The organism is Thalassospira profundimaris, assembly GCF_003326675.1.
GTDB classification, from domain to species: domain Bacteria; phylum Pseudomonadota; class Alphaproteobacteria; order Rhodospirillales; family Thalassospiraceae; genus Thalassospira; species Thalassospira aquimaris.
In genome coordinates, this window is sequence record NZ_JPWF01000002.1 from 395,100 (window position 1) to 417,402 (window position 22,303).

At 53.6% G+C, this 22,303-nt stretch carries 18 protein-coding genes and 1 tRNA gene; 11 read left to right on the forward strand and 8 right to left on the reverse strand.

What is annotated here, in order from left to right:
• Positions 1 to 233 precede the first annotated feature (233 nt).
• Positions 234 to 321: transfer RNA gene (locus TH19_RS04430), tRNA-Leu, on the reverse strand.
• A 221-nt stretch (positions 322 to 542) separates the two neighbouring features.
• Here TH19_RS04430 and TH19_RS04435 point away from each other — a divergent pair.
• From TH19_RS04435 to TH19_RS04445, 3 genes are all read left to right on the forward strand, one after another.
• Complete coding sequence (locus TH19_RS04435) at positions 543 to 1,943, forward strand: autotransporter domain-containing protein (protein WP_147250710.1); 1,401 nt, start codon at positions 543 to 545, stop codon at positions 1,941 to 1,943.
• Between the two features lie 118 nt (positions 1,944 to 2,061).
• Positions 2,062 to 2,748, forward strand: a complete 687-nt coding sequence (bluB, locus tag TH19_RS04440) for a 5,6-dimethylbenzimidazole synthase (RefSeq protein ID WP_114101114.1) — start codon at positions 2,062 to 2,064, stop codon at positions 2,746 to 2,748.
• 60 nt (positions 2,749 to 2,808) lie between these two features.
• Positions 2,809 to 3,060: a hypothetical protein gene (locus TH19_RS04445; RefSeq protein ID WP_114101115.1), complete on the forward strand. Its 252-nt coding sequence runs from the start codon at positions 2,809 to 2,811 to the stop codon at positions 3,058 to 3,060.
• A 56-nt stretch (positions 3,061 to 3,116) separates the two neighbouring features.
• Here TH19_RS04445 and TH19_RS04450 read toward each other — a convergent pair whose 3' ends face one another.
• From TH19_RS04450 to TH19_RS04465, 4 genes are all read right to left on the reverse strand, one after another.
• Positions 3,117 to 3,467: a hypothetical protein gene (locus TH19_RS04450; protein ID WP_258547825.1), complete on the reverse strand. Its 351-nt coding sequence runs from the start codon at positions 3,465 to 3,467 to the stop codon at positions 3,117 to 3,119.
• 91 nt (positions 3,468 to 3,558) lie between these two features.
• Positions 3,559 to 4,323: a competence/damage-inducible protein A gene (locus TH19_RS04455; RefSeq protein ID WP_114101116.1), complete on the reverse strand. Its 765-nt coding sequence runs from the start codon at positions 4,321 to 4,323 to the stop codon at positions 3,559 to 3,561.
• A gap of 61 nt (positions 4,324 to 4,384) precedes the next feature.
• Positions 4,385 to 4,816 carry an 8-oxo-dGTP diphosphatase MutT gene (gene mutT, locus TH19_RS04460; protein WP_114101235.1) on the reverse strand — a complete coding sequence of 144 codons (432 nt, stop codon included), beginning with the start codon at positions 4,814 to 4,816 and terminating at the stop codon, positions 4,385 to 4,387.
• An 89-nt stretch (positions 4,817 to 4,905) separates the two neighbouring features.
• The gene (locus TH19_RS04465; protein ID WP_181846308.1) at positions 4,906 to 6,483 is read right to left on the reverse strand and encodes an ankyrin repeat domain-containing protein; all 1,578 of its coding nucleotides are present in this window, start codon (positions 6,481 to 6,483) and stop codon (positions 4,906 to 4,908) included.
• Here TH19_RS04465 and TH19_RS04470 point away from each other — a divergent pair.
• The gene (locus tag TH19_RS04470; protein ID WP_114101118.1) at positions 6,468 to 7,322 is read left to right on the forward strand and encodes an alpha/beta hydrolase; all 855 of its coding nucleotides are present in this window, start codon (positions 6,468 to 6,470) and stop codon (positions 7,320 to 7,322) included. The two genes, TH19_RS04465 and TH19_RS04470, sit on opposite strands and share 16 nt — an antisense overlap.
• A 62-nt stretch (positions 7,323 to 7,384) precedes the next feature.
• Here TH19_RS04470 and secA read toward each other — a convergent pair whose 3' ends face one another.
• Positions 7,385 to 10,093 carry a preprotein translocase subunit SecA gene (gene secA, locus TH19_RS04475; RefSeq protein WP_114101119.1) on the reverse strand — a complete coding sequence of 903 codons (2,709 nt, stop codon included), beginning with the start codon at positions 10,091 to 10,093 and terminating at the stop codon, positions 7,385 to 7,387.
• Positions 10,094 to 10,450: 357 nt separating this feature from the next.
• On the opposite strand from secA, the gene TH19_RS04480 reads away from it, so the two are divergent.
• The 4 genes from TH19_RS04480 to argJ all read left to right on the forward strand — a co-directional run bounded on the left by TH19_RS04480 (position 10,451) and on the right by argJ (position 15,314).
• Positions 10,451 to 11,560 carry a hypothetical protein gene (locus TH19_RS04480; RefSeq protein WP_114101120.1) on the forward strand — a complete coding sequence of 370 codons (1,110 nt, stop codon included), beginning with the start codon at positions 10,451 to 10,453 and terminating at the stop codon, positions 11,558 to 11,560.
• Between the two features lie 54 nt (positions 11,561 to 11,614).
• A complete protein-coding gene (locus TH19_RS04485; RefSeq protein WP_114101121.1) occupies positions 11,615 to 12,742 on the forward strand; it encodes a hypothetical protein in 1,128 nt (375 codons plus the stop codon).
• A 285-nt stretch (positions 12,743 to 13,027) separates the two neighbouring features.
• Positions 13,028 to 13,906 carry a peptidylprolyl isomerase gene (locus TH19_RS04490; protein ID WP_114101122.1) on the forward strand — a complete coding sequence of 293 codons (879 nt, stop codon included), beginning with the start codon at positions 13,028 to 13,030 and terminating at the stop codon, positions 13,904 to 13,906.
• Between the two features lie 178 nt (positions 13,907 to 14,084).
• Complete coding sequence (gene argJ, locus TH19_RS04495; RefSeq protein ID WP_114101123.1) at positions 14,085 to 15,314, forward strand: bifunctional glutamate N-acetyltransferase/amino-acid acetyltransferase ArgJ; 1,230 nt, start codon at positions 14,085 to 14,087, stop codon at positions 15,312 to 15,314.
• 90 nt (positions 15,315 to 15,404) lie between these two features.
• Here argJ and TH19_RS04500 read toward each other — a convergent pair whose 3' ends face one another.
• Positions 15,405 to 16,679, reverse strand: coding sequence for a pentapeptide repeat-containing protein (locus TH19_RS04500; RefSeq protein ID WP_114101124.1), 1,275 nt, complete (start codon positions 16,677 to 16,679; stop codon positions 15,405 to 15,407).
• 177 nt (positions 16,680 to 16,856) lie between these two features.
• Positions 16,857 to 18,044, reverse strand: coding sequence for a pentapeptide repeat-containing protein (locus TH19_RS04505; protein ID WP_258547826.1), 1,188 nt, complete (start codon positions 18,042 to 18,044; stop codon positions 16,857 to 16,859).
• Between the two features lie 444 nt (positions 18,045 to 18,488).
• Here TH19_RS04505 and TH19_RS04510 point away from each other — a divergent pair, with 444 nt between their 5' ends.
• The 3 genes from TH19_RS04510 to TH19_RS04520 all read left to right on the forward strand — a co-directional run bounded on the left by TH19_RS04510 (position 18,489) and on the right by TH19_RS04520 (position 22,298).
• Positions 18,489 to 19,712, forward strand: coding sequence for a response regulator (locus tag TH19_RS04510; RefSeq protein ID WP_114101126.1), 1,224 nt, complete (start codon positions 18,489 to 18,491; stop codon positions 19,710 to 19,712).
• Between the two features lie 163 nt (positions 19,713 to 19,875).
• Positions 19,876 to 21,099, forward strand: coding sequence for an HDOD domain-containing protein (locus TH19_RS04515; protein ID WP_114101127.1), 1,224 nt, complete (start codon positions 19,876 to 19,878; stop codon positions 21,097 to 21,099).
• Between the two features lie 14 nt (positions 21,100 to 21,113).
• Complete coding sequence (locus TH19_RS04520) at positions 21,114 to 22,298, forward strand: HD domain-containing phosphohydrolase (protein ID WP_114101128.1); 1,185 nt, start codon at positions 21,114 to 21,116, stop codon at positions 22,296 to 22,298.
• Positions 22,299 to 22,303 lie beyond the last annotated feature (5 nt).

Consider the following 22,303-nt stretch of genomic DNA (forward strand, 5'->3'; position numbering starts at 1 on the left):
ATCGCATTGCCTAGGCAACAACAAGTGCGGTAACGGCGATAACGCCAAATGCGATCAAATGGATCATCTCACTCTCCTGAGTTCACAGAGAACACTTCACGCCCCATACAGGACGCAATCCCGCCAATAGATGACGAAAGCATCTTCTAATCTGCAAAACAGGTAATTTAATGGCGCAATCAAGCTCTTTTGGTGCTCGACCTGCTGCGTGGAATGTATCTGACTTTGGGGAATGGTGCGGGCGGCCGGACTTGAACCGGCAAAGCCTTTAGGGCCGGCGGATTTTAAGTCCGCTGCGTTTACCAATTTCGCCACGCCCGCAATGCGTGTCGCAACCGGTTTAAAACCGGTGAAACAGGGTTCTAGCGCGGCTTTGAAGTTGGCGCAACACCCTATTGTCCTATTCACCGATCCCCGTTGATTTGGCTCTGTTTTGCCCGTCCCGGATCAAGAATGCGGCAGAATTGCCCGCCTTGTTCCATATTCCCTGCACTTTTGGCCTGCACCATTCCCGCTGTTCACCAAACAACGCGCTGCGTCTTATGAACAGGCATCTGAAAACCGTGCTGACCGCGACGGTATGCATCACAACAGCGACCCTGTATTACCACCGCGGTATATTTCCGCGTTTCATGACGCTGGCTTTTGCCAGCGAAAATAACGCGCGCCCTGATCCCGTGATCCTGCACAGCGAAACACTTAACCGTGCGGACAATCGTCGACGTCATATGAACCGTCTTTACGACAAGATGGACAATGACCTGTATGAAAGCACCCTTTCGCCCCTGCTGTTTGACGATTTCGTCGATCCCGTAAACGAGGCATCCCCGTCCCTTTATCTTGGCACAGGCAATGATCCGACCGTGGAGGTTTTTGGTGGTCGTGCCGCACTGTCGTCACTTGCGCGCAAGATTGATTTCGACAGTGCCGCGGGCACCTTTCCCACCCAATCCCGCAGTGTGCGCGTCCCGATCAGCATCTGGGTTGTCGGCAACCACACCGATCTTGAAAACCGCGTCACCCGATCCGGATATGATCCCGGCATCAGCGGCGATTCCGTCTCGATTGACAGTGGTGTTGACTACCTTCTGGATGACGGCCTTGTTGTTGGTCTTGGCATCGGATGGAGCAACACCCTTGGCGAAACAGGCGCCCGGCAATTGCGGTATCGCGAAAGCAATCTGGCCGTATCGCCCTATTTCGTTGCCCGGATGACCGACTGGCTTAATCTGCGCGGCAGTCTGAGCTTTGGCAAAAGCATGATCAGTCAGTCCGCCATCGAAGCCCCACCCACCAGCATGCGATATGCCGAAAACCTTGAAAGCAGCACCTTTTCCAACTCTATCGGGTTTGCCTCCAAGTACGAGTTTGGTGGACTACCCCTAAGTGTGCAGCTTGATGGCGACGTGATCACGGCCCACGAATATATCGATGCGGCACGTGCCACCGATGGCGGCGTGGTTGGCGCAAACACAGCAAAAACCCGACTGTTTGATGCCGCCCTTGAAGCCCGCTATCAGCTTGATTTTGGCCCTCACAGGATCATTCCGTTCGCAGGTCAGGAAGAAACCATTTCCCTGCTGAACCAGAATTACGGACGCAGTGGATCAACCCGCTATTACGGTGGCTCGGACTATCGATATGATCCGCTTGGCTTTGATATGAGCATCACCGGCTTTCGCGAAATCGCAAATAGCAGCCAGCCACTTGAAGGCATCCGTTCGGAACTCGCCCTGACCCGTGATCTGCCGCAAAGCTATGTAACGCTTCAACCCTTTGTCACGGTCGAAACCACCAACCTGTATCTCGATACCGGGGGCGGGATCACCCAAAGCTGGGGCGCACTTCCCGGTCAACTGAGCTTCGAGGTGCGGCGCAAATTCACCTATGAGGTGCAACATAGTGACTATACCGGGCTCCTTACCATCGACTTTCCGTTTTGATCGGCGAATTTGCGCGCCGAATATGCCCGAATGCGCATCTTGCTATTGGCGTTCACCCCCGTGACAGGTAGGGTGCACACACAAACACCCGTTACGCTAATACCAGCAGGTTTGCGCCATGAACAAGCCCGACACACTCAACAAGTCCGCCGCGGATACGCCAACGCTGACCCCGCCGGTCTTTGATCGGGATTTTCAAAAACAGTTCATCGATCTGTTGCTATGGCGGCGTGATGTGCGCCGGTTCCGGACCGACCCGATCCCGCAGGATGATATCAACGACCTGATCAAGGAAGCCTGCCTGGCGCCGTCCGTTGGCAATTGCCAGCCATGGCGCTTTGTAAAGGTCAATGACCCGCAACGCCGCAAGGCCATCCGCGACAGCTTCGAACGGGCCAATACCGAGGCCCTGAACGACTATCACGGCGAACGGGCAAAAATGTATGCCTCCCTGAAGCTTCAGGGCATGGATCAGGCCCCCGTGCAACTTGCTGTTTTTGCCGACGAGGAAACCGAGGCCGGCATGGGCCTTGGACGCAAGACAATGCCCGAAATGCTGGATTATTCAGCCGTCGCCGCGGTGCAGCTTTTGTGGCTGGCGGCCCGCGTCAAAGGCATCGGAGTTGGCTGGGTATCGATCCTTGAACCAGAGGTCGTTGGCAAGACCCTTGAAGTTCCCGAACACTGGCGCCTGATCGCCTATTTGTGCATCGGCTACCCCGAAGAAGACCATATCGTACCCGAACTGGTCCGCGAAGGTTGGCAGGATCGCATTGATCCCGACGCCCTTACCCTTGAACGTTGATCCCGCCAAGGTTCAAGCCATTATCAGAACAACTATAATCCCCATCACAAGGATATCAGGATGTCTGCCGAGAAAGGCCAATCAAACGCCCCCGAAAAGCCCGTGAAAAAGGGTCTGTCGAATGGCGTCTATTTTAAGATCATGGGCTATTTGCTGACTGCTGGCTGGGTCGGCTTTATTCTGGCAGCATCGGGTGGTGATACGGCACACCCCCTGTTTGATTATATCTTTGTTGTGCCGCTGGCAGGCTGGATCATCGGCATGATTGTCGCCCGGATCATCATCAAGAAGTCCGGTGCAGACCGGCCATAAGTGCGTCGGCATTCCGAAAAACAAAAGGCACCGCACAGGTGCCTTTTTTTCATGTCCTAGTCATCCCGGTTACGATGGGATGTGCGTTCATCCCGGTATCGGTCATCATCGGAAAAACCGCCAAGATTCATGATCCCGATGCCAAGACTGATCCCGCCAAAGGTGATGAACAATCCGAAAAACAGCAAAAAGATAAAGATCGGTGCATCCCGCGATGACATCGCAAGGCTGTAGATCCCGCCAATATCAAAAAACAGAACCAGACAGCCGAACACCAGCGCCCCAAATCCGCCATAGGCCGTGTGTTCAATCATGAAACGCACAATGGAACGGGCTTCACGCGCAGCCTTGCTGTTACGAACCGCGTCTTCCGAATTCGGGTCTGTGTTGTTTTCCATACCGGTCATGTCCGATCCCTTATCAAGGTCAGAACAATTCTAGACAGTATTTGCGCAAAGGACTTTGACCAAACGCAATCAGTTGTGACCGGCTCGGTGTCTATGCGACTGCCGGACCGGTGTCTTCGATAACGTCGCGGCCATTGTCCGTGATCGCCAGTCGAATCCGCTCGGCCGCCTGATTGACGTCATCGGGATTTTCCCCGCGCACCACCAATGTCGTGCCAAGTTTTCCTTCGCGCAGGAAAGGATAGGACCCGATATCGGTTTCGGGGAAATCGCCCTGAATTTCTGCCAGAACCTTGGCAATCGTGCCTTCGGGGATATAGCCGCCCACCGAACGCGACACCATCGGCTTGCCACCGATCAGCTGGTGTTTGATGCCCTGGAACATCGCCTGCATGATCATCGGCACACCGGCCATGACATAGACATTTTCCATACGGAAACCCGGCGCCTTGGAAATCGGGTTCTGAACAAGTTCCGCACCAACCGGCACATGCGCCATACGCAGGCGCGCTTCGTTCAGGTCTTCGGGTTTCTCGTAATGGCTTTTAAGAAGATCATGTGCCTCGGCATTCAGTTCGATCGCAACCCCGAACGCCTTGGCAACGCATTCCGATGTGATGTCATCATGGGTCGGGCCAATCCCGCCGGTGGTAAAGACGTAATCGAACTTGGCACGACATTCATTGACGGTGGCAATGATGGTGTCTTCGATATCGGGGATCACGCGGGTTTCGGCAAGACGTACGCCGATCTTGTTCAGCTCTTCCGCCAGATAAGGCAGGTTCTTGTCATGGGTACGGCCAGACAGGATTTCATTGCCGATAATAATCAAACAGGCACGGACCGGATCAGACATCACTTCCCCACAACTTCAATCGTGTTTTAAGACACTGGATCACACCGCCATCGGGCGTGGATCACAGGAAATCGCGCAGCATCGCAACCAGTGGCACGTCAGCTGGTGGCATCGGATAATCGCCCAAACGCACCGGGCGCACCCATTTGACCTGCTGACCTTCCATCGGGGTAATTTCCCCTTTCCAGACGCGGCACAGATAAAGCGGCATCATCAAATGGAAATCGTCATAGGTAAACGAGGCAAAGGTAAAAGGCGCCAGGCAGCTTTCGGTGATATCGATGCCAAGCTCTTCCTTCAGTTCCCGCACAAGGGCCATTTCGGGGGTTTCACCCGGTTCGACCTTGCCACCGGGAAACTCCCACAGGCCTGCCATGGACTTGCCTTCGGGGCGCTGTGCAATCAATACACGATGATCCGCATCCACCAGCGCCACTGCACTGACAAATACTGTTTTTTCGGGTGTCTTACCCTGGCGCAGGTCAACCGACATGCAGCCTTTATCTGGTTGTTGTATCGTCATGGGATTGTTGTATCGCGCAAAATTGCCTTCGCCAAGAGCCGAGCGCATCCAACTTCAATTTAGCCACCAAGCATGCGCCGGGCTTGGGCGAAATCCTGCGCGGACAATGTCCTGTTTCCACCAACCTGTGCCCAGCCGGTCAGATAATCCACCGCACGATACCCCTCGTCATCTGCATTAAACGGATCCGCCCCGGCCGCCATCAGACTTGTCATCACGGCCAGACTGGCAGAGGCCGCCGCGTAATGAAGGGCAGTCCGATAACCATGTTTCGGCTCCTCGCCAGGACCGGTTTGACGCGTACGGGCATTGATATTCGCCCCATTGGCAAGCAACCAGTTCACAGCCGACAGGTTGTTCTTTTCGGCTGCGGCCATCAGGGCCGTTTTGCCCTGACCATCCGGGGATTCCATATCGGTGATGTAGCCACGCACATATAGCATCGCCAAGATATCGGGACGTCCCACCGCAAGATGAAGCAATACCCCCTTATCTTTATCGCCCCCACACAGCGCCTTTGACTTGGCATCGCTGACATCCATCGCATTTGGCAAACTGGCAAAGGCCGATGCTGGTTGCTTCTGAAAAATCATTGCCCGGATCATCGTAACCGGAATTGCACCACCACAATCTGCACCAAGCGTCGTTGCAAACAGCGTCCGCTCGGCGTTGGATTGTGCGGCTTGCGGGTCGGTACCATTCTTGGTCCAATATTGGATCAGGCCCGATTGCGCTGTGCGCCCCAAAACAATGAGCTGTTCGAACTCCGAACGCCTTTCGGGCATGACTGCGGCCCAGCCGTCATAGGGCAGCACATCCGTCACAGGTGCCCGTGGCAGTGTTTCAGGCGCGACCATTGCACGTTGCAAGGCATGGGTCTTTGCCAATATCCGTTCAATTGGAATGGCTTCACCCGATGTGGCCGTATCTACAGCGACTGAAAAACTTGCATCAATAAACGCCGATACTTCGTCCAGCGGATAATTCTTGATCGCTCCACGTCCCCAGATACATCCTGCACGTGGCAAAGTACCGTCGCGCTGATCCCCATAAACCGGCGCCAGCGCCTTAAGCATCCCCGGCTCCACCCGCAAAACCGCACACGGAATTGCATAAAACGACGGATGCGAAACGGAAACACCACTTGCCGATGCCATGACCACCGTCGGGATAAGGCTTTCAAGCGTTCCGTCATAGGCACGCAGCGGTCCGACCCGCTTACTTAAATCCGGATCAACCTTTTCCGAAATTACAGCGTTAAGAGCCGTCTGCATATCAAGGATCAATGCATCCCGTTCGGGACTGACAGTTTCAATCGCAAAGCGGATCAATATCTGATCAAGAACACCAAGCCCGTCTGTTCGCGTCGCAATTCGGGAAAATGCGGCTTGCGGGCTGGAAAGAATGCCTGCAATCGCCTTTTCATAGTCGGAACTTTGGGCAGAGGCCGGCACGGCACGGAAAACGGCCGTCAACATTGCGACAGAAATCAGCAATCGCAGAAACATTCTTGGTCGTCCCGATGTCAGCCCAACAAGCCATTTGGCAAAGAAACGATCTTCTGCTTCGTTTGCCGCGTATAGATTGATGTTGTTATGACCTTTATTGATTTGAATGGCCAATGCGCGTTTTGACACTAACGACCAATGTCCTTGTTGCCGCATTCCTTCTGACGGGATGCGACAAACTTGGTGCTTATAACTATTGGCAAGCCGGGGATTTCAAGCCCGATATCGCTGATCTTTCCTATGGTGAAGATCGCCGTCAGAAGCTTGATCTTTATCTGCCAGATGAAGCTTTTCAACCGGCACCGCTGTTGATCTGGTTTTATGGCGGATCATGGGATTCGGGGGATAAGACCAAATATTCATTCGTCGCCAAACGCTTTACCGAACTTGGCTACGCGGTGGCGATCCCGGATTACCGGCTGGTGCCCAATGTGCATTTCCCGGCCTTTATTAAAGACAGTGCCTCTGCCATTGCCTTTATGAAGAATTACGCCAACGAAAATGTCGATCAGATCAAAACCGGTCCAGTTGTCTTGGCCGGCCATTCAGCAGGCGCTTATAACGCTGTGCAGGTGGTAGCAGATCCGGTTTACCTCGGTGATGTCGGACTAAGCCCGAAAGACATTGCTGCGATCATTGGACTGTCGGGGCCCTATGATTTTTACCCCTATGATGTGAAAGCAACGCAAGAAGCATTCGGCGATACGCCTGCAAAGCAGAGCCAACCGGTCGAGATGGACCTATCTCATATGCCGCCACTTCTTTTGATCACCGGCAATCGCGACCACACCGTTTTTCCGCGCAATTCCCGTCGTCTTGCGGAACTGGCCCCAAATGCCAAATTGGTCGAAATCGAAGAAACCGGCCATGCAGGCACCCTGATTTCATTGGGTTTCTATCTGACCACCAATAACGCGGTTCTGGGACCCGTTACCGATTTCCTTGGGCAACATTTGCAGATGAACTGATCCCAACAAAAAACGCGCCTCCAACCGAAGGCGCGTTTTTTATCTCAAACTCAGCATTCCGATCAGGAAAGCTGACCGTGGCAATGTTTGTATTTCTTGCCAGAACCACACGGGCAAAGCTGGTTGCGTGCAACACGGCCCCAGGTCGACGGATCATTCGGGTTTGCATCGCCAGCGGCCTGACGCGACTGAACGGTTCCGCCTTCTGATCCCTGTTCGTCACCATCAAGTTCGTCACGGTTTTCGTGCATTTCCTGCTGAGGACGGCGGGCCTCAAGGTCTTCGGGGCGCGGGGCAGACTGCAATTCAACATGGGACAACATCTGGGTCACACGTTCACGCAGGTTTGCCAGCATACCTTCGAACATGTTGAAGGCTTCGCGTTTGAATTCGTTCAGCGGGTCACGCTGACCATAGGCGCGCAGACCAATGCCCTGACGCAGATGATCAAGTGCCAGAAGATGCTCTTTCCACGACTGGTCCAGAAGCTGAAGAACAAGGCTTTTCTCGACCTGGCGCATGATATCGGCACCATAATTCGCGACCTTGGCAGCCATCTTCTCGGACGAGGCTTTTTCAAGACGCTCGCGCATGACTTCCTGATCGATGCCTTCTTCCTTGACCCAATCCGCAATCGGAAGGTTCAAGCCAAGCAGACGGGTGATCTCTTCATGCAGGCTCGCGACTTCCCACTGTTCGGGATAAACTTTGGCCGGGCAGAATTTATCAACCATCTCTTCGATGACTTCGGCGCGCATGTCTGCGACGTCTTCGGCAACATGCTTTGCCTGCATCAGGTCACGGCGCTGTTCATAAACGACCTTACGCTGATCGTTCATGACATCGTCAAACTTCAGGACATTCTTACGAATGTCGAAGTTGCGCGCTTCAACTTTCTGCTGGGCCTTTTCAAGCGCCTTGTTGATCCACGGATGGTAAATTGCTTCACCTTCCTGAAGACCAAGTTTCTGAAGCATACCGTCCATACGCTCGGACCCGAAAATACGCATCAGGTCATCTTCAAGCGACAGGAAGAACTTCGAGCCACCCGGATCACCCTGACGACCGGAACGACCACGAAGCTGGTTATCGACGCGGCGTGATTCGTGACGCTCGGTCCCGATCACAAACAGACCGCCAGCCGCCAGAACCTTTTCCTGATCGGCTTTGACTTCGGCTTTGATCTTTTCAATCGCTTCGGCACGTTTGGCTTCGTCGGTAACATTGCCAAGTTCGTTTTCAACACGCATCTCGACGTTGCCGCCAAGTTTGATGTCCGTACCACGACCGGCCATGTTGGTCGCAATGGTGATTGCGCCCGGCGCACCGGCCTGTGCCACGATCAATGCTTCGCGTTCGTGCTGCTTGGCATTAAGAACTTCGTGCGGGATTTTTTTCTGTTTCAGAAGGTTCGACAGAATTTCCGATTTCTCGATCGAAACAGTACCAACAAGGGCCGGCTGGCCGCGTTCGTGGCATTCGGCCAGAAGTTCGGAAATCGCGATCCATTTTTCATTGGCCGTACGATAAATCTCGTCATCGGCGTCTTTACGGGCAACCGGGCGATGGGTCGGGATTTCGACAACCTTCAGGCTATAGATTTCCTCGAATTCCTCGGCCTCGGTCATTGCCGTACCGGTCATGCCCGCAAGGGTCGGATAGAGACGGAAATAATTCTGGAACGTGATCGACGCAAGCGTCTGGTTCTCGTTCTGAATTTTCACATTTTCCTTGGCTTCAAGCGCCTGGTGCAGACCATCGGAATAGCGACGGCCTTCCATCATACGACCGGTGAATTCGTCAATGATGACGACCTTGTCGTCCTTGACGATGTAATCGGTGTCTTTCTGGAAAAGCTTGTGCGCACGAAGGGCCTGATTGACGTGATGCACAAGGTGAACGTTGGCAACATCATACAACGTGCCTTCGGTCAGGATGCCCATTTCCATCAAAAGCTGTTCCGCGTGCTCGGTCCCTTCTTCGGTCAGGGTCACGGCACGGGCTTTTTCGTCTTTCTCGAAGTCTTCTGCGGTCAGCTTCGGGATCAGTACATCAATTGCACGATACAGTTCCGAGCTGTCCTCGGCCGGGCCGGAAATGATCAGCGGAGTACGGGCTTCGTCAATCAGGATCGAGTCGACTTCATCGACGATCGCAAAGTTGAACGGGCGCTGCACCATGTCTTCGAGGCGGAACTTCATGTTATCGCGCAGATAATCAAAGCCCAGCTCGTTGTTGGTCGCATAGGTGATGTCACAGCCATAGGCTTCACGGCGCTGTTCATCGGTCATGCCATGCATGATCACGCCAACCGAAAGACCAAGAAAGCCGTAAACCTCGCCCATCCATTCCGCGTCACGGCGGGCAAGATAGTCGTTGACGGTCACGACATGAACACCCTTGCCTTCAAGCGCATTCAAATAAACCGGCAAGGTCGAAACAAGCGTTTTACCTTCACCGGTTTTCATTTCGGCAATTTTGCCCTGACACAGCACCATCCCACCCAGCAGCTGTACGTCATAATGACGTTCGCCGCGAACACGCTTGGATGCCTCGCGGATGGTGGCAAAGGTATCAGGCAGAATATCTGTCAGGCTCTCGCCATTCTTGAGACGTTCGCGCAGCCAGTCTGTGCGGGCGCGCAGTTCGTCGTCAGACAGCTTTTCGACATCGGGTTCCAGGGCATTGATTTGCTCGACCGTGGCCCGCAGGGCTTTGACTTCACGATCGTTAGCTGAACCGAAAATTTTCCGGGCAATGACGCCGAGCATTAATACGTTCCTGAACAAATGAATAAAGACACGAAATAGGCAACGGCAGAAAGCCGAGCCCGATCACAGATAGAACCCTGTCTGCCATCTGTCAACGGAACGAACCAATATCACTAATGTTGGGCGGAGATTTAGCCGCCACGAACGCGAAAACCCTTGTCTCAAGGGACTGTCAAACCGGACAAAACATTCATTGCAGAACACACAAACTTCTTCTGGCGCCTTCGGGCTTGAGAAAAGCACAAAAAAAACGTATTATTTGCTCCACAGTTTTAAACTTAAACGAGCATGTAGCTCTGTTTTGGCTATCGGGGGATACCCTGATCCACACGCCAAAGATATCCTCAGGAGGAGGAAATGGTAGATTTCTCCGCGCTTAATCCGTTCCGACAGGGCCAATCTGCCCTCGGCGATGCGCGTCAGACCCTTGGCAAACCCAATCCGGCAACAAGTCAGGATTCCGCGCAGGCAGATGCAAATGCGCGTACCCGGATTGATCCGGTTGCCCTGTCCGACGATGCTCTGGCGGCACAGAACCAAACCCAACAGCTTGTTCCTGCTAACGGCAAATCCCTTTCCAGTAAACCGCTGAGCACCGAAGAGGTGTTTGAACGCGCCCTTGATGCGTCGCTTGAGATGATTCGCGGCAGCGTTCAGGAAATGTTTGCCCTGTCCGGCATGACCGAGGAAGACGCGATTGCCGCAACCGATGCGATGTTTGACGGCATTCGTGATGCCGCCAAGGGTCAGGACCAGTTTGAATTTTCGTTTGATCAGGCCATCGCAAGTCACAGTAAAACTGCGATATCCTATGCCGGTGCCAATGGTGCCGCTGTCGGGGTTTCTGAATCTGCCATGATGGCGGTTCAGTCACTTGATATCAGCATCAATAACGAAACCGGCGAATTCTCGTTTAACTATCAGGCCGCCAAGATCGAAGTCGTACGCACCGAAGCCATTGCCATTGGCAACAGCATGGGCGCTGCTTTGGGCGCACTTGGCGCCGTCATGGACGGGCTTGGTGGTGGATCGCTTGTCGATATGCTTGGCAACCCGGCCAATGCGGATAATGGCGGATTGCTGTTTGATATTAACGACAACGGAGTCGCCGAATTCATTCGTGAATTGATGAATGCAACCGTTGGCTCTGACAACAGCGAGACCACTGACGGCGAAAACGGCACCTCAACGCCGGCGACCGGTCAATCGATTGCTGCCGAACGGATGGCGGCGCTGAATGCGCAGATCACCGAACAATTCATGGAACAGGCAACCCTAATCGTACGCAGCATCAGTCAGGCCGCCCCGCAGGAGGGTTCAGGTGACAATCAGCTGAAACTGACCGTTGATATGTTGATGCCAATGGGACGTTTTGGCCAGGATGGCGGGAACGCAACCTTTACCTTCCCGACAGGCGAAACTGTCCCGGTGATGGACCCGTCCCAGCAACAGGATGTTCTGATTTAACGACGCACGGGATGTCATCTGACATCCCGCAGCCCTTCAGGAAGGAGGCGCTGAATGTTTGACCACAGCACACTGACAAACCCGACGGCACATCAAAATGCCGCCGCACTTGCCGCGTCTCAGGCCCCGGCACAAAGTGCTGTGACCAATGATGGCGCGCCTTCGGGTGGCAAATCATCAGACGAGGGCAATATTGCCCGTCAGCGGTCGATTGTTGATCAGATTGATCTCAGCATCGAAGCCAACCAGCGCATCGAACAAAGCCTTGATGCTTTTCAGGGGCCGGTATTCGAATTCACATCAAGCGCCCTTGATGTGTTCAATGCCCTTAAACCGGCAATGGACGAAGCCCAAACCCGCATGAACCGCGAGGCCTTTATCGTTCTTGCCATGATGGGTGTCCCCCCGGCAAAGGCGCGCGCAATTGCCAATGCGATGACCGGCGGCGACCCGGGCGAGCTTGGCATATCCGGGGCAAACGGTTCTGGCCGGGCGATTTCGGCACAGGAACTGTCACTGAATATCAGCACCGGAAACGGTCAGGTTAATCTTGGCGAATTGTCCATCTCCTCCAGCCGGGTCGAGATTGATTTCAGTGCCTTTGAAGCCAAATTTTCCCAAATCGGCGGGCAGGCCAACATCTCGATATCGGAATTCAAAGCCCATATCGAAATGGTCCGCATCGAAATTGCCCAAGCCTTCCAGCAAGACCCGCTGATCCTTGATCTTGATGGCAACGGTATCGACATTACCAGCCTCGAAAATGGCAAACAGTTCGACATTGATGGGGATGGCACCCTGGATCAGACCGCCTGGATACGTGGTGCGGATGCCTTGCTTGCCCTTGATCGCAATGGCGATGGCAAGATCAATGATGGCCGCGAACTGTTTGGCGATCAAAATGGGGCCAAGGACGGTTTTGAAGAACTTGCCAAATATGACGACAATCTTGATGGCCTGATTGATAAACAGGACGGGGTATTTTCATCCCTTGTGCTGCTGCGTGCCGATGGCAGCCAGCAAAGCCTGACCGATGCCGGTATCAAGTCGATTTCACTATCCATGATCACCCCGGTTGATCAGCGCCTGATTGGCGGTGATCTGGTCGCACGATCCGCATTCGAACGGGATGACGGATCGGTTGGGCAGATTGGTGAAGTCTTCTTTGACGTAAAGGCCTAGACACGGCCGCCAAATTTCACAAAACAGCAATTCCTGCACCGGTGCATCAGGATACCCGACAGCTATGCGTGCCTGGTCTGTCTGTTTAATCGGCACCCGGACCAGCATTTTCGCCCGATACGCATATAAAATATCGGGAATTTAAGCATTTCACATTTTGGACAGAATGCTTTGCGAAAAAGCCGGACTTCCACGGCGAAGCCTTGTGCATAATCCGCTTATGTGATTTACCCGTGGAGAGAGGCACTGGGCTTGAAGCCCGCGAAATTAAAGTCTGGAGAAACTATGCTGCGCAATACCCTTCTTGCCGCGTCGCTGGCATCCGTCATTTTTGCATCCCCTGTCTTGGCACAGGATGCCGCGCCGAAAGAAGACCCGGTTCTGGCGACGGTCAATGGCGAAGAAATTCTGGAATCCGAAGTCCGTGCAACCCAGCAGGGTCTGCCGCAACAATATCGCCAGCTTCCTTTCGAGATGCTCAAAGCGGATCTTCTGACCCGTGAAATCAATCAGCGCCTGCTGATGATTGCCGGTAGTGATGCAGGCCTTGCCGATGACGAAGAAGTCAAGGCACGCGTAGAAGCGCTTGAGCGCCGCGTCGTTGCAGAAACCTACCTTGATCGCGCCCTTGACGATGCCGTCACCGAAGACGCCATCAAGGCAAAGTATGACGAATTCGTCGCAAGCAACCAGCCGGAACCGCAGGTCCATGCCCGCCACATCCTGCTGGAAAACGAAGAAGACGCCAAAGCCATCATCGCCGAACTTGATGACGGTGCGGACTTCGCCGAACTCGCCAAGGAAAAATCCACCGGCCCGTCCGGCCCGAATGGTGGTGATCTCGGCTTCTTTAGCCGCGGCGACATGGTTGAACCGTTTGCAGATGCCGCCTTCGCAATGGAAGCAGGCACCCATTCCAAAGAACCGGTTCAAACCCAGTTCGGCTGGCACGTGATCAAGGTTGAAGAAATCAAGGAAGGCACGCAGCCGACCCTTGAAGAAGTTCGCCAGCAGCTTGTTGCCGAAGTTACCCGCGATGCCATCGACGGCATTGTAGATGACCTGCGCGCAAAGGCCGATATCGTCAACAATGTCGAAATCGAAGCCGCAAAAGCAGCAGAAGAAGCTGCGAAGAATGCTCCGGCGGAAGAAAAGAAGAACTAATCAGCTTGGCTTAAAGCCGACTGATCTGGAATTCGCTTGAACCAAACGGGGTGCGGCCAATGGCTTCGCCCCGTTTGTTTTGCCGATCCTGTATCGGAATAAATGCATTCTGCTGCTTGCTTTTCGTCACCATTGCGGCAGGATAAAACAAACTTGTCCATTTAAGGAATTTGCACAGATGGTTGCGACTTCGCTTTCACCGCTTGCCCCCGCATCATTCCCAGACCTTCCGGCTATTGCCGGGGTCAAACTGCATACCGTAACCCTTGGCATCCGCTATAAGGGCCGCCCGGACGTTCTGTTTGCAGAACTTGAAACCGGCACCCAGGTTGCCGGTGTCTTTACGACATCGACCACCGCATCGGCGGCAGTTCGCTGGGGACGCGAGGCACTCAAGGGCGGGACGGCACGTGCATTCTTTGTCAATGCCGGCAACTCGGTCGCCTTTACCGGCAAAGCAGGTGAAAAGTTCGTCGCAGACAAGGTCGAACGTGCTTCAAGTGCACTTGGCTGTGCCAAGAACGAAATCTTTACCGCATCAACCGGTGTGATCGGCGAACCGACCACGGCAAACCGCATTACCGATGCAATCGATGATCTTTTGGCAAATGACGCAAGCTGGCTTGATGCCGCCAAGGCGATCATGACCACCGATACCTTCCCCAAGGGCGCGTCGGCCACCGCCAACATCAACGGTACCAAAGTCACCATCGCAGGCATCGCCAAAGGTTCGGGCATGATCGAACCGAACATGGCCACCATGCTGGGCTTTGTCTTTACCGATGCGGCAATCCCGCACAATGTCCTTCAGGCATTGCTGTCTGATTGCAACAATCGCAGCTTCAATGCGATCACCGTTGATAGCGACACCTCGACCTCGGACACCCTGTTGCTCGCAGCAACCGGCAAGGCCGGAAATGCGTCGGTATCAGATGTCACCGATCCGGCAATCGCCGAATTCAAGGATGCGCTTGAAGGCGTTCTGCGCGATCTTGCCCATCAGATCGTTCGTGACGGTGAAGGCGCAACCAAATTTATTACCGTCAACATCACCGGTGCCGTGAACGAGAAGGAAGCCAAAATTGCCGCCAAGGCAATTGCCAACTCGCCGCTGGTTAAAACCGCGATTGCCGGTGAAGACGCCAACTGGGGCCGTATTGTTATGGCGGTCGGGAAATGCGGTGTAACGGCGGATCCCAACAAGCTTACCGTCGCAATCGGCGGCATTACGCTTGCCAAGAACGGCGAACGTGTTGCCGATTATGACGAAGGCCCGGTCGATGCCCATATCAAGGGTCAGTATATCGAAATTGCCGCCGATCTTGGCTTTGGCGACGGTGCTGCCACGGTTTGGACCTGTGATCTGACGCATGGCTATATTTCGATCAATGCGGATTACCGCAGCTGATCTGCCATCTGCTGGCATCAAAAATACAAAAACGCCGTCCCTTACCGGACGGCGTTTTCTTTTGGGCACCGCATATGGATATGGATGCGGCTATCTGCGGCGCGGAACATTACCGTTCAGGATCAAACCGATATTGGTGCCTTCAAGTTCGACCTCGTTAAGGTCGGTATCGCCAAAAGCAACACCGGCGATATTGGCCTTGGTCAGGTTGGCCCCGGTCATGCGGGCTTCCTCAAAGACCGAGTTGCGCAAATCCGCCTGTTCGAAATTCACGTTACTCAGATCGGCCCGCCACACAGTTCCGGTTTTCTCGCCCTTTTTGTCGCGTTGATCGACCCCGCCAAATTTGACACCCTGAAATACAGCTTCCGAGCAATCGGCATTGGACATGCGTGCACCATCAAGGACCGCACCGTTCATCTTGACCTTTTGCATGTTGGTTTCGCGCATCGAACACATGGCAAGGATGGTATCGACAAACAACGCCCCGCGCAGATCGGATTTATCAAAACACGCACCTGACAAATCCAGCCCCGAAAAATCCATCCCGCTAAGATCACGCCCGATCGCAATCATCGGCACGCCGGTTTTCCCGCTGGTGGCAAGCCATTCACTATGGCCATTCACCAGATCACGGACGTCCTCGGCCAACGGTGCCGTCGGCGTCCCGCCGCCGATGGAATAGGATGTATTTGCCTGACTTAAATCCACATCGGTCATATCGACATTGCGCAGATTGGCACCACTCAAATCCGCCCCGACAAGCTCACACCCGGCAAGCTTCGCCCCTTTAAGGTTGGCGTTGCGCAGCTTGGCCCCGTTCAGGTTGCAGCCGGTCAAATCCGCGCCTTCAAGATTGACGGCAAACATGTTGGCGTCACTCATATCCGTATGGGCAAGCCGCGATCCGGACATGTTGGCACCGGCAAGGTTCGCACCCCACATCATCGCACCTTCAAGGTCGGCATTACTCATATCGGTGGTTTTCTTGACCGGGCGATGCTGACTGCCTTCAAGCACCACCATTATCCCGGCCCGAAGATCAATACCCGTCAGATTGGCATAGCGCAGCTTGGTTCGCGCCATATTGGCACCGCGCAAATCAGCTCTGAGAAAACTTGATCCTTCAAGATCAGCTTCAACAAAGTTCGCGCCGAACAGATCGCAATAGTCAAAGCAGACATGATGCGCAGTTGCCTGAATGAAATTGGCACTGGGCAGGACGGCTTCCTGCAAGCTGATCTTGCTCATCTTGATACGGGACAGATTTCCATTACGAACCTGCATCCGTCGGCCGCCGGGCTTTTGATTAAGATAAAGCTGATGCAATTTGATTGCATCAATCAGCTCGGCACGCTCTGTCATGTCACCAAAAGTCCCCCAAGGCGAGATCGCGTTGATTTTTATTCACCTAATAAACTGCAACAATCAGGTGCCGCGCAATGCAAATCGCATCACGCTAATACGCGTTTTATTTCTAGCGGAGGAATTCGTTCTTTGTACCCTATCTTGATGGACAGGGTATCGGGCAGACGGCCAATACTATTCCGGAATCGTGCCACTCAGGATAGAACCGATATTGGTACCACTAAGGTCAACTTCGCTTAGATCTGTCTCGCCAAAAGCCACACCGGCAATATTGGCTTTGCACAATTTGACGCCCTTCATCTGGGGCGCTTCGAAGACCGAGTTTCGAAGGTCGGCCTGCGAAAAATCGGCAGATGTCAAATCTGCGCGCCAGACGTCACCGGTCTTGTTTCCTTTGGCATCGCGTTGTTCAACGCCACCAAACTTAACCCCCTGACAAATGACCTTGCTGCAATTGGCATAGGACATCCGCACGCCGTTCATGATCGCACCACTAAGCCGCGCACGACTGAGATCGGCATTGCGCATTGACGTCATCGCAAGGATCGCATCAACAAACAAAACACCCCGCATGATGCAGTCATCAAAACAGGCTGCCGACAAATCCAGCCCCGAAAAATCAAGTTCGGACAAATCACGCCCGGTCACATTCAATGGGCTTCCGGCAACGCCCCCGCTGGTCAGCCATTCGGTGTGACTGTTGATCAGTTCCCGGATATCTTCGGGGAGTGGCGCAACCGCTTTGCTTCCAATCGAGTTGGCAATATTGGCCTGCGACAAATCCACCGAAGACAAATCGACATTGCGAAGGTTGGCCCCGGTAAGATCGGTGCCAACAAGCAAACTGTCCTTTAACCGTGCACCTTTAAGGTTTGCGTTCTTAAGCTTGGCCCCCGAAAGGTTGCACCCACTCAAATCCGCCCCGGCAAGATTGACCGCAAACATATTGGCATCGCTTAAATCGGCATCCGCCAATCTTGCCCCGGAAAGATTGCTTTCGGCCATATTGGCCCCCGAAAGGATCGAGCCCTGCAAATCGGCATTGGCAAGATCGGTGGTGCGCTTGACCTTTTTTTCTCGTCCGGCATCAACAATCACCATAACCCCGGACCGAAGATCAGCCCCCTTTAGGTTGGCGTGGCGCAGTTTGGCACGCGCCATATTTGCCCCGCGCAAATCAGCACGGATGAAGCTCGACCCTTCAAGATCGGCTTCGACAAAGTTGGTGCCAAAAAGATCGCAGAAATCAAACTTCACATCACGGATTGTTGCCTGAATAAAGTTCGATCCCGGAAGTACAGCATCTTCAAGACTGACCTTGCTCATCTTGATGCGAGACAAGTTTCCATTGCGCAATTGCATGCGCCTGCCCCCTGGCTGCTTCAAAACATACAGCTGGTGCTTTTTTATCGCGTCAATCAGTTCTGAACGCGTTGTCATTTAATGGATCGTGCTCCCGTCGATCATAAGACAATACGCAAATGCTCTTTGTTTTCATTTTTATGAGTGTACCTGTCCTTGCTGATTTACATTCTGACAAAATATGACATTTGGGCAAAAAGTGGTTTGAATATAGGACCTTACACCATATATTTATATACTCTTGTATAGAAATTCAATACCAGAACTCATTGCCTTGCGTCATTCGTGGACGACATTTCTTCGACCCATAATTTCGATCGTATCGGCCAAGCCGGAACCGAATGCATATTTCAGACCTTTCTGATTTAATCCGCCAATCTTGTGTTGATCTGTCACAACGACCATCTGCAAGGACAGTCAAACGATCAGAATTGAATCAAGCACATGCACCACATCCTGTTTGTCGATGACGACACCAACATTCTGTCCGGATTGCGACGGCAACTTCGCAGTGCGCGTCCAAAATGGAATCTGCATTTCGCGACAAGCGGTGCGGATGCACTGGCCCTTGCCAAAGACATGAATTTCGATGTGATCGTTTCTGACATCCAGATGCCGGGAATGGATGGCATCACCCTGCTTGAAACACTTCAGGAAACCCATCCCGATGCTGTGCGCATCATCCTGACCGGCCATGCGGACAATGCGTCCTACCTGCGCACCATCGGTCCGGCCCACCAGTTTCTAAGTAAACCGTGCGATAATCAGACCCTGATCGACAGCATTGAAAATGCACTGGGTCTTCGTCAGCTTCTTCAAAGTCCGGAGCTGCGGACACTGGTCGCAGATTCCAAAAGTCTGGCCTCCCCGCCCGACACCTATATACGCCTCGAAAACGCATTTTCAGACCCGAACTACAATCTCGACAGCATTTCCAAAATCGTTGAATCTGATATCGCCCTGACGACCGAGGTCCTGAAACTGACCAATTCGTCCTATTTTGCGGTCACACAGAATGTCGCGTCCGTTGCCCACGCGGTCAGGATGCTGGGCATGGAAACGTTAAAGGCGCTTGCCCTGTTTGTAGGTCTGTATCGCGGCTTTGACGGCCCGCCCCGTCAGGCGGCGAACCTCAAACGCCTGTGCCATCGCAGTCAACAAATCGGCGTTACCGCTGCTCTGATCGCCGAATATGAAAAGCTGCCCCGTGATATTTGCCACGCAGTTCCCTGTATCGGGATGCTTAGCCACATCGGCACGCTTATTCTTTATGCCAACCGGCCAGATGAAATGGACGCTGTGACCAAGCGTGTCGAAATCGAAGGCATTTCCATCGATCAGGCCGAAACCGAACAATTCGGGGCCGGGCATGCCGAAATCGGCGCCTATCTTCTTGGTCTTTGGGGGTTCCCGGCACCGGTCATTCAGGCAGTTGCCTATCACCATCGCCCGATGGACCTGCCCCACAAGGATATGAACGCCCTGACCGCGATTTATGTGGCCCAGCACCTGACACGCGAAATCGCAGATCGCGAAAACAGTCAGGATGTCGAAAGCCAGATCGATATGGCCTATCTGTCTTTGATTGGTAAAGACGACCGGATTGAGGAATGGACAAATATCGCCCGTATCGTGTCCCTGAAATACAGCGAGTTGACCAACAGCTAAGAACCGGTTTCGCCAAAAAGTTGCACATCCCGCATCATAAGGCTTTCCGGGATTTCCCGCCTGATTTCAGGTAAAAACGCCAATACCCTCCTCATATGCGGACTATGATTTGCGCGGGTTTCTCCCCATGTAATGGGCAAGGAACACGCATAAGAGGCAAATCATGAGCATCATCCTTTTCGTTGATGATGAGAATAACATTCTGGAAGGTCTGCGACGCCGACTGCATTCGGCCCGTCCGGACTGGAAGCTTTCCTTTGCCCAAAATGCAGAAAGCGCAATCACGCAAGCCGATAAAATCGAGCCTGATGTCATCATTTCCGATATGCGCATGCCCGGAACGGATGGCGCCGAACTTCTGACATTGATGCAGCAAAAGCATCCGCATAGTGCGCGGATCATCTTGTCCGGATTTAGCGAACAGGAAGCCGTGTTGCGCACGGTCGGCCCCGCCCATCAATATCTTGCAAAGCCCTGTGATGACCAGTTGCTGCTTGAAACCATCGATAACGCCCTGGATTTACGCCACCTGCTGACCAACCCTGACCTGCGCGCGTTGGTTGGCGGTATTGATACACTGGCCTCCCCGCCAACAACCTATACCAGTCTGGTCAAGGCGCTTGAAGACCCGCTTGTCGGCAACGAAAAGCTGACTTCCATTGTTGAGTCCGATATCGCCCTGACCGCCGAGGTCCTGAAACTGACCAATTCCGCCTATTTTGCCATTCGCCAGAAAGTCACGTCGGTTTCGTTGGCCATTCGCATGATCGGAATTGATACGCTTAAGGCATTGGCACTGTTTACCGGCCTTTTTCGCAGTTACGACGGCCCCAAAGCAGACGCATCCCGGATGATGCAGCTCTGCCAGCGCAGCCAACAATTGGGCGTTTTGGCAACCCTGATCGCCGAACAGGAAAAGCTTGCCCCTGAAATCGTCAATGTGATGGCTGCCGTCGGGATGCTTAGCCACACAGGAAGCCTGATCCTTTATGCATTCCGGTCTGCGGAAATGACTGACATCATCAAACGTGTCGAACACGAAGACATCCCGGTCTATATCGCCGAACGGGATTTGCTGGGCGCAGCTCATCCGGAAATCGGGGCCTATTTGCTTGGTCTGTGGGGTTTTCCCAGCGCGATGGTGCAAACCGTTGCCTATCATCACCGCCCGCAAGATACCCCGCATAACCAGATGAACGCGCTGACAACCATCTATGTCGCGCAAAACCTTGCCCGCGAAGTTGCCATCGAACGACGGACCGGCAAAGCGCCGGAAAGCCGGATCGACATTGAATATCTGGAACGTCTTGGCAAAGCCCACCGCCTTTCGGCCTGGCGCGAGACCGCAAAACTTGTCGAAGAGAAATATTGCGAGCTCACCAAGTAAGGGAGACACATGTCATGGAAGATCCCCTTATTCTTTTCGTTGATGACGACGAAAACCTGTTGATGGGGCTAAAACGCAAGCTGCGTGGCAAGTTCAACTTTGACACCGCGCTTGGCCCGTCCCAAGCCATCGAAAACATCAGGAATGGCGCAAAATATGCAGTTTGCGTCGCCGATATGCGAATGCCCGAAATGGACGGCGTACAACTGCTGGCCGAAATCGCAAAACTGAGCCCCGACACCGTCAACATGATGCTGACCGGCAACGCAGATCAGAAAACCGCCGTCGAGGCCATCAATCAGGGGCGTATTTTCCGGTTTTTCAACAAGCCCTGCGACGACGAAGATCTGATTGCCGGACTGACCGCCGGATTACGGCAATATCAGCTGATCACTGCGGAAAAGGCATTGATCGAACAAACCCTGGCCGGAAGCGTCAAGGTTCTGACCGAAGTCCTTGCCCAACTGAACCCGACGATTTTCGGCAAGGCCATGCGCGCCAAAAGATGGTGCGACAGAATTGCCGCGTCGGTCGGTTATCCGCATCCTTGGGAACTGGGACTGGCCGCACTGCTGGCGCCGATTGGTTATGTCTCGTTGCCGCCCGACATTCTTGGACGCCTTGGCGCGGACAAGGCCCTGCAACCACTGGAACGCGATGTCGTGCGTCGTACGCCAGAAGTCGCGCGCAACCTGATTTCCAATATTCCGCGGCTCGAACAGGTTGCCCAGATCGTCTATCTGCAATATCGCGACTATGACGGATCGGGATTTCCCGCCGACGGCCCCGAAGGCAAAGACATTCCGCTTGGGTCACGCATCCTGCGCATTTTCAATGATCTTGGCAAAATCGTTGACGGTGATCTGGTTGTGAAACAACATTTTGACGAGTTGCGTCAGAAACCCAAACGTTATGACATGGCGCTGCTTGACCAGATCGAACAGGAACTGGCCGAGGTCGATCCCGCCTATGACAATGTCGCCTATCCCGAAGGTACGGAACACGACATCTATCTCAAACATCTTCGGATGGGTGATTTCCTGATCACCGATATCGAAACACTGGATGGCCACGTTCTATTGACCCGCGGCAATTATGTTTCTGAAGTCCAGCTGCAACGATTGCGGGTCTTCCAGAAACTTCATCAGTTTCACGAACCAATCCGTGTAAGGCGGGGTGGCCATGACGATGAAGATTAACCACG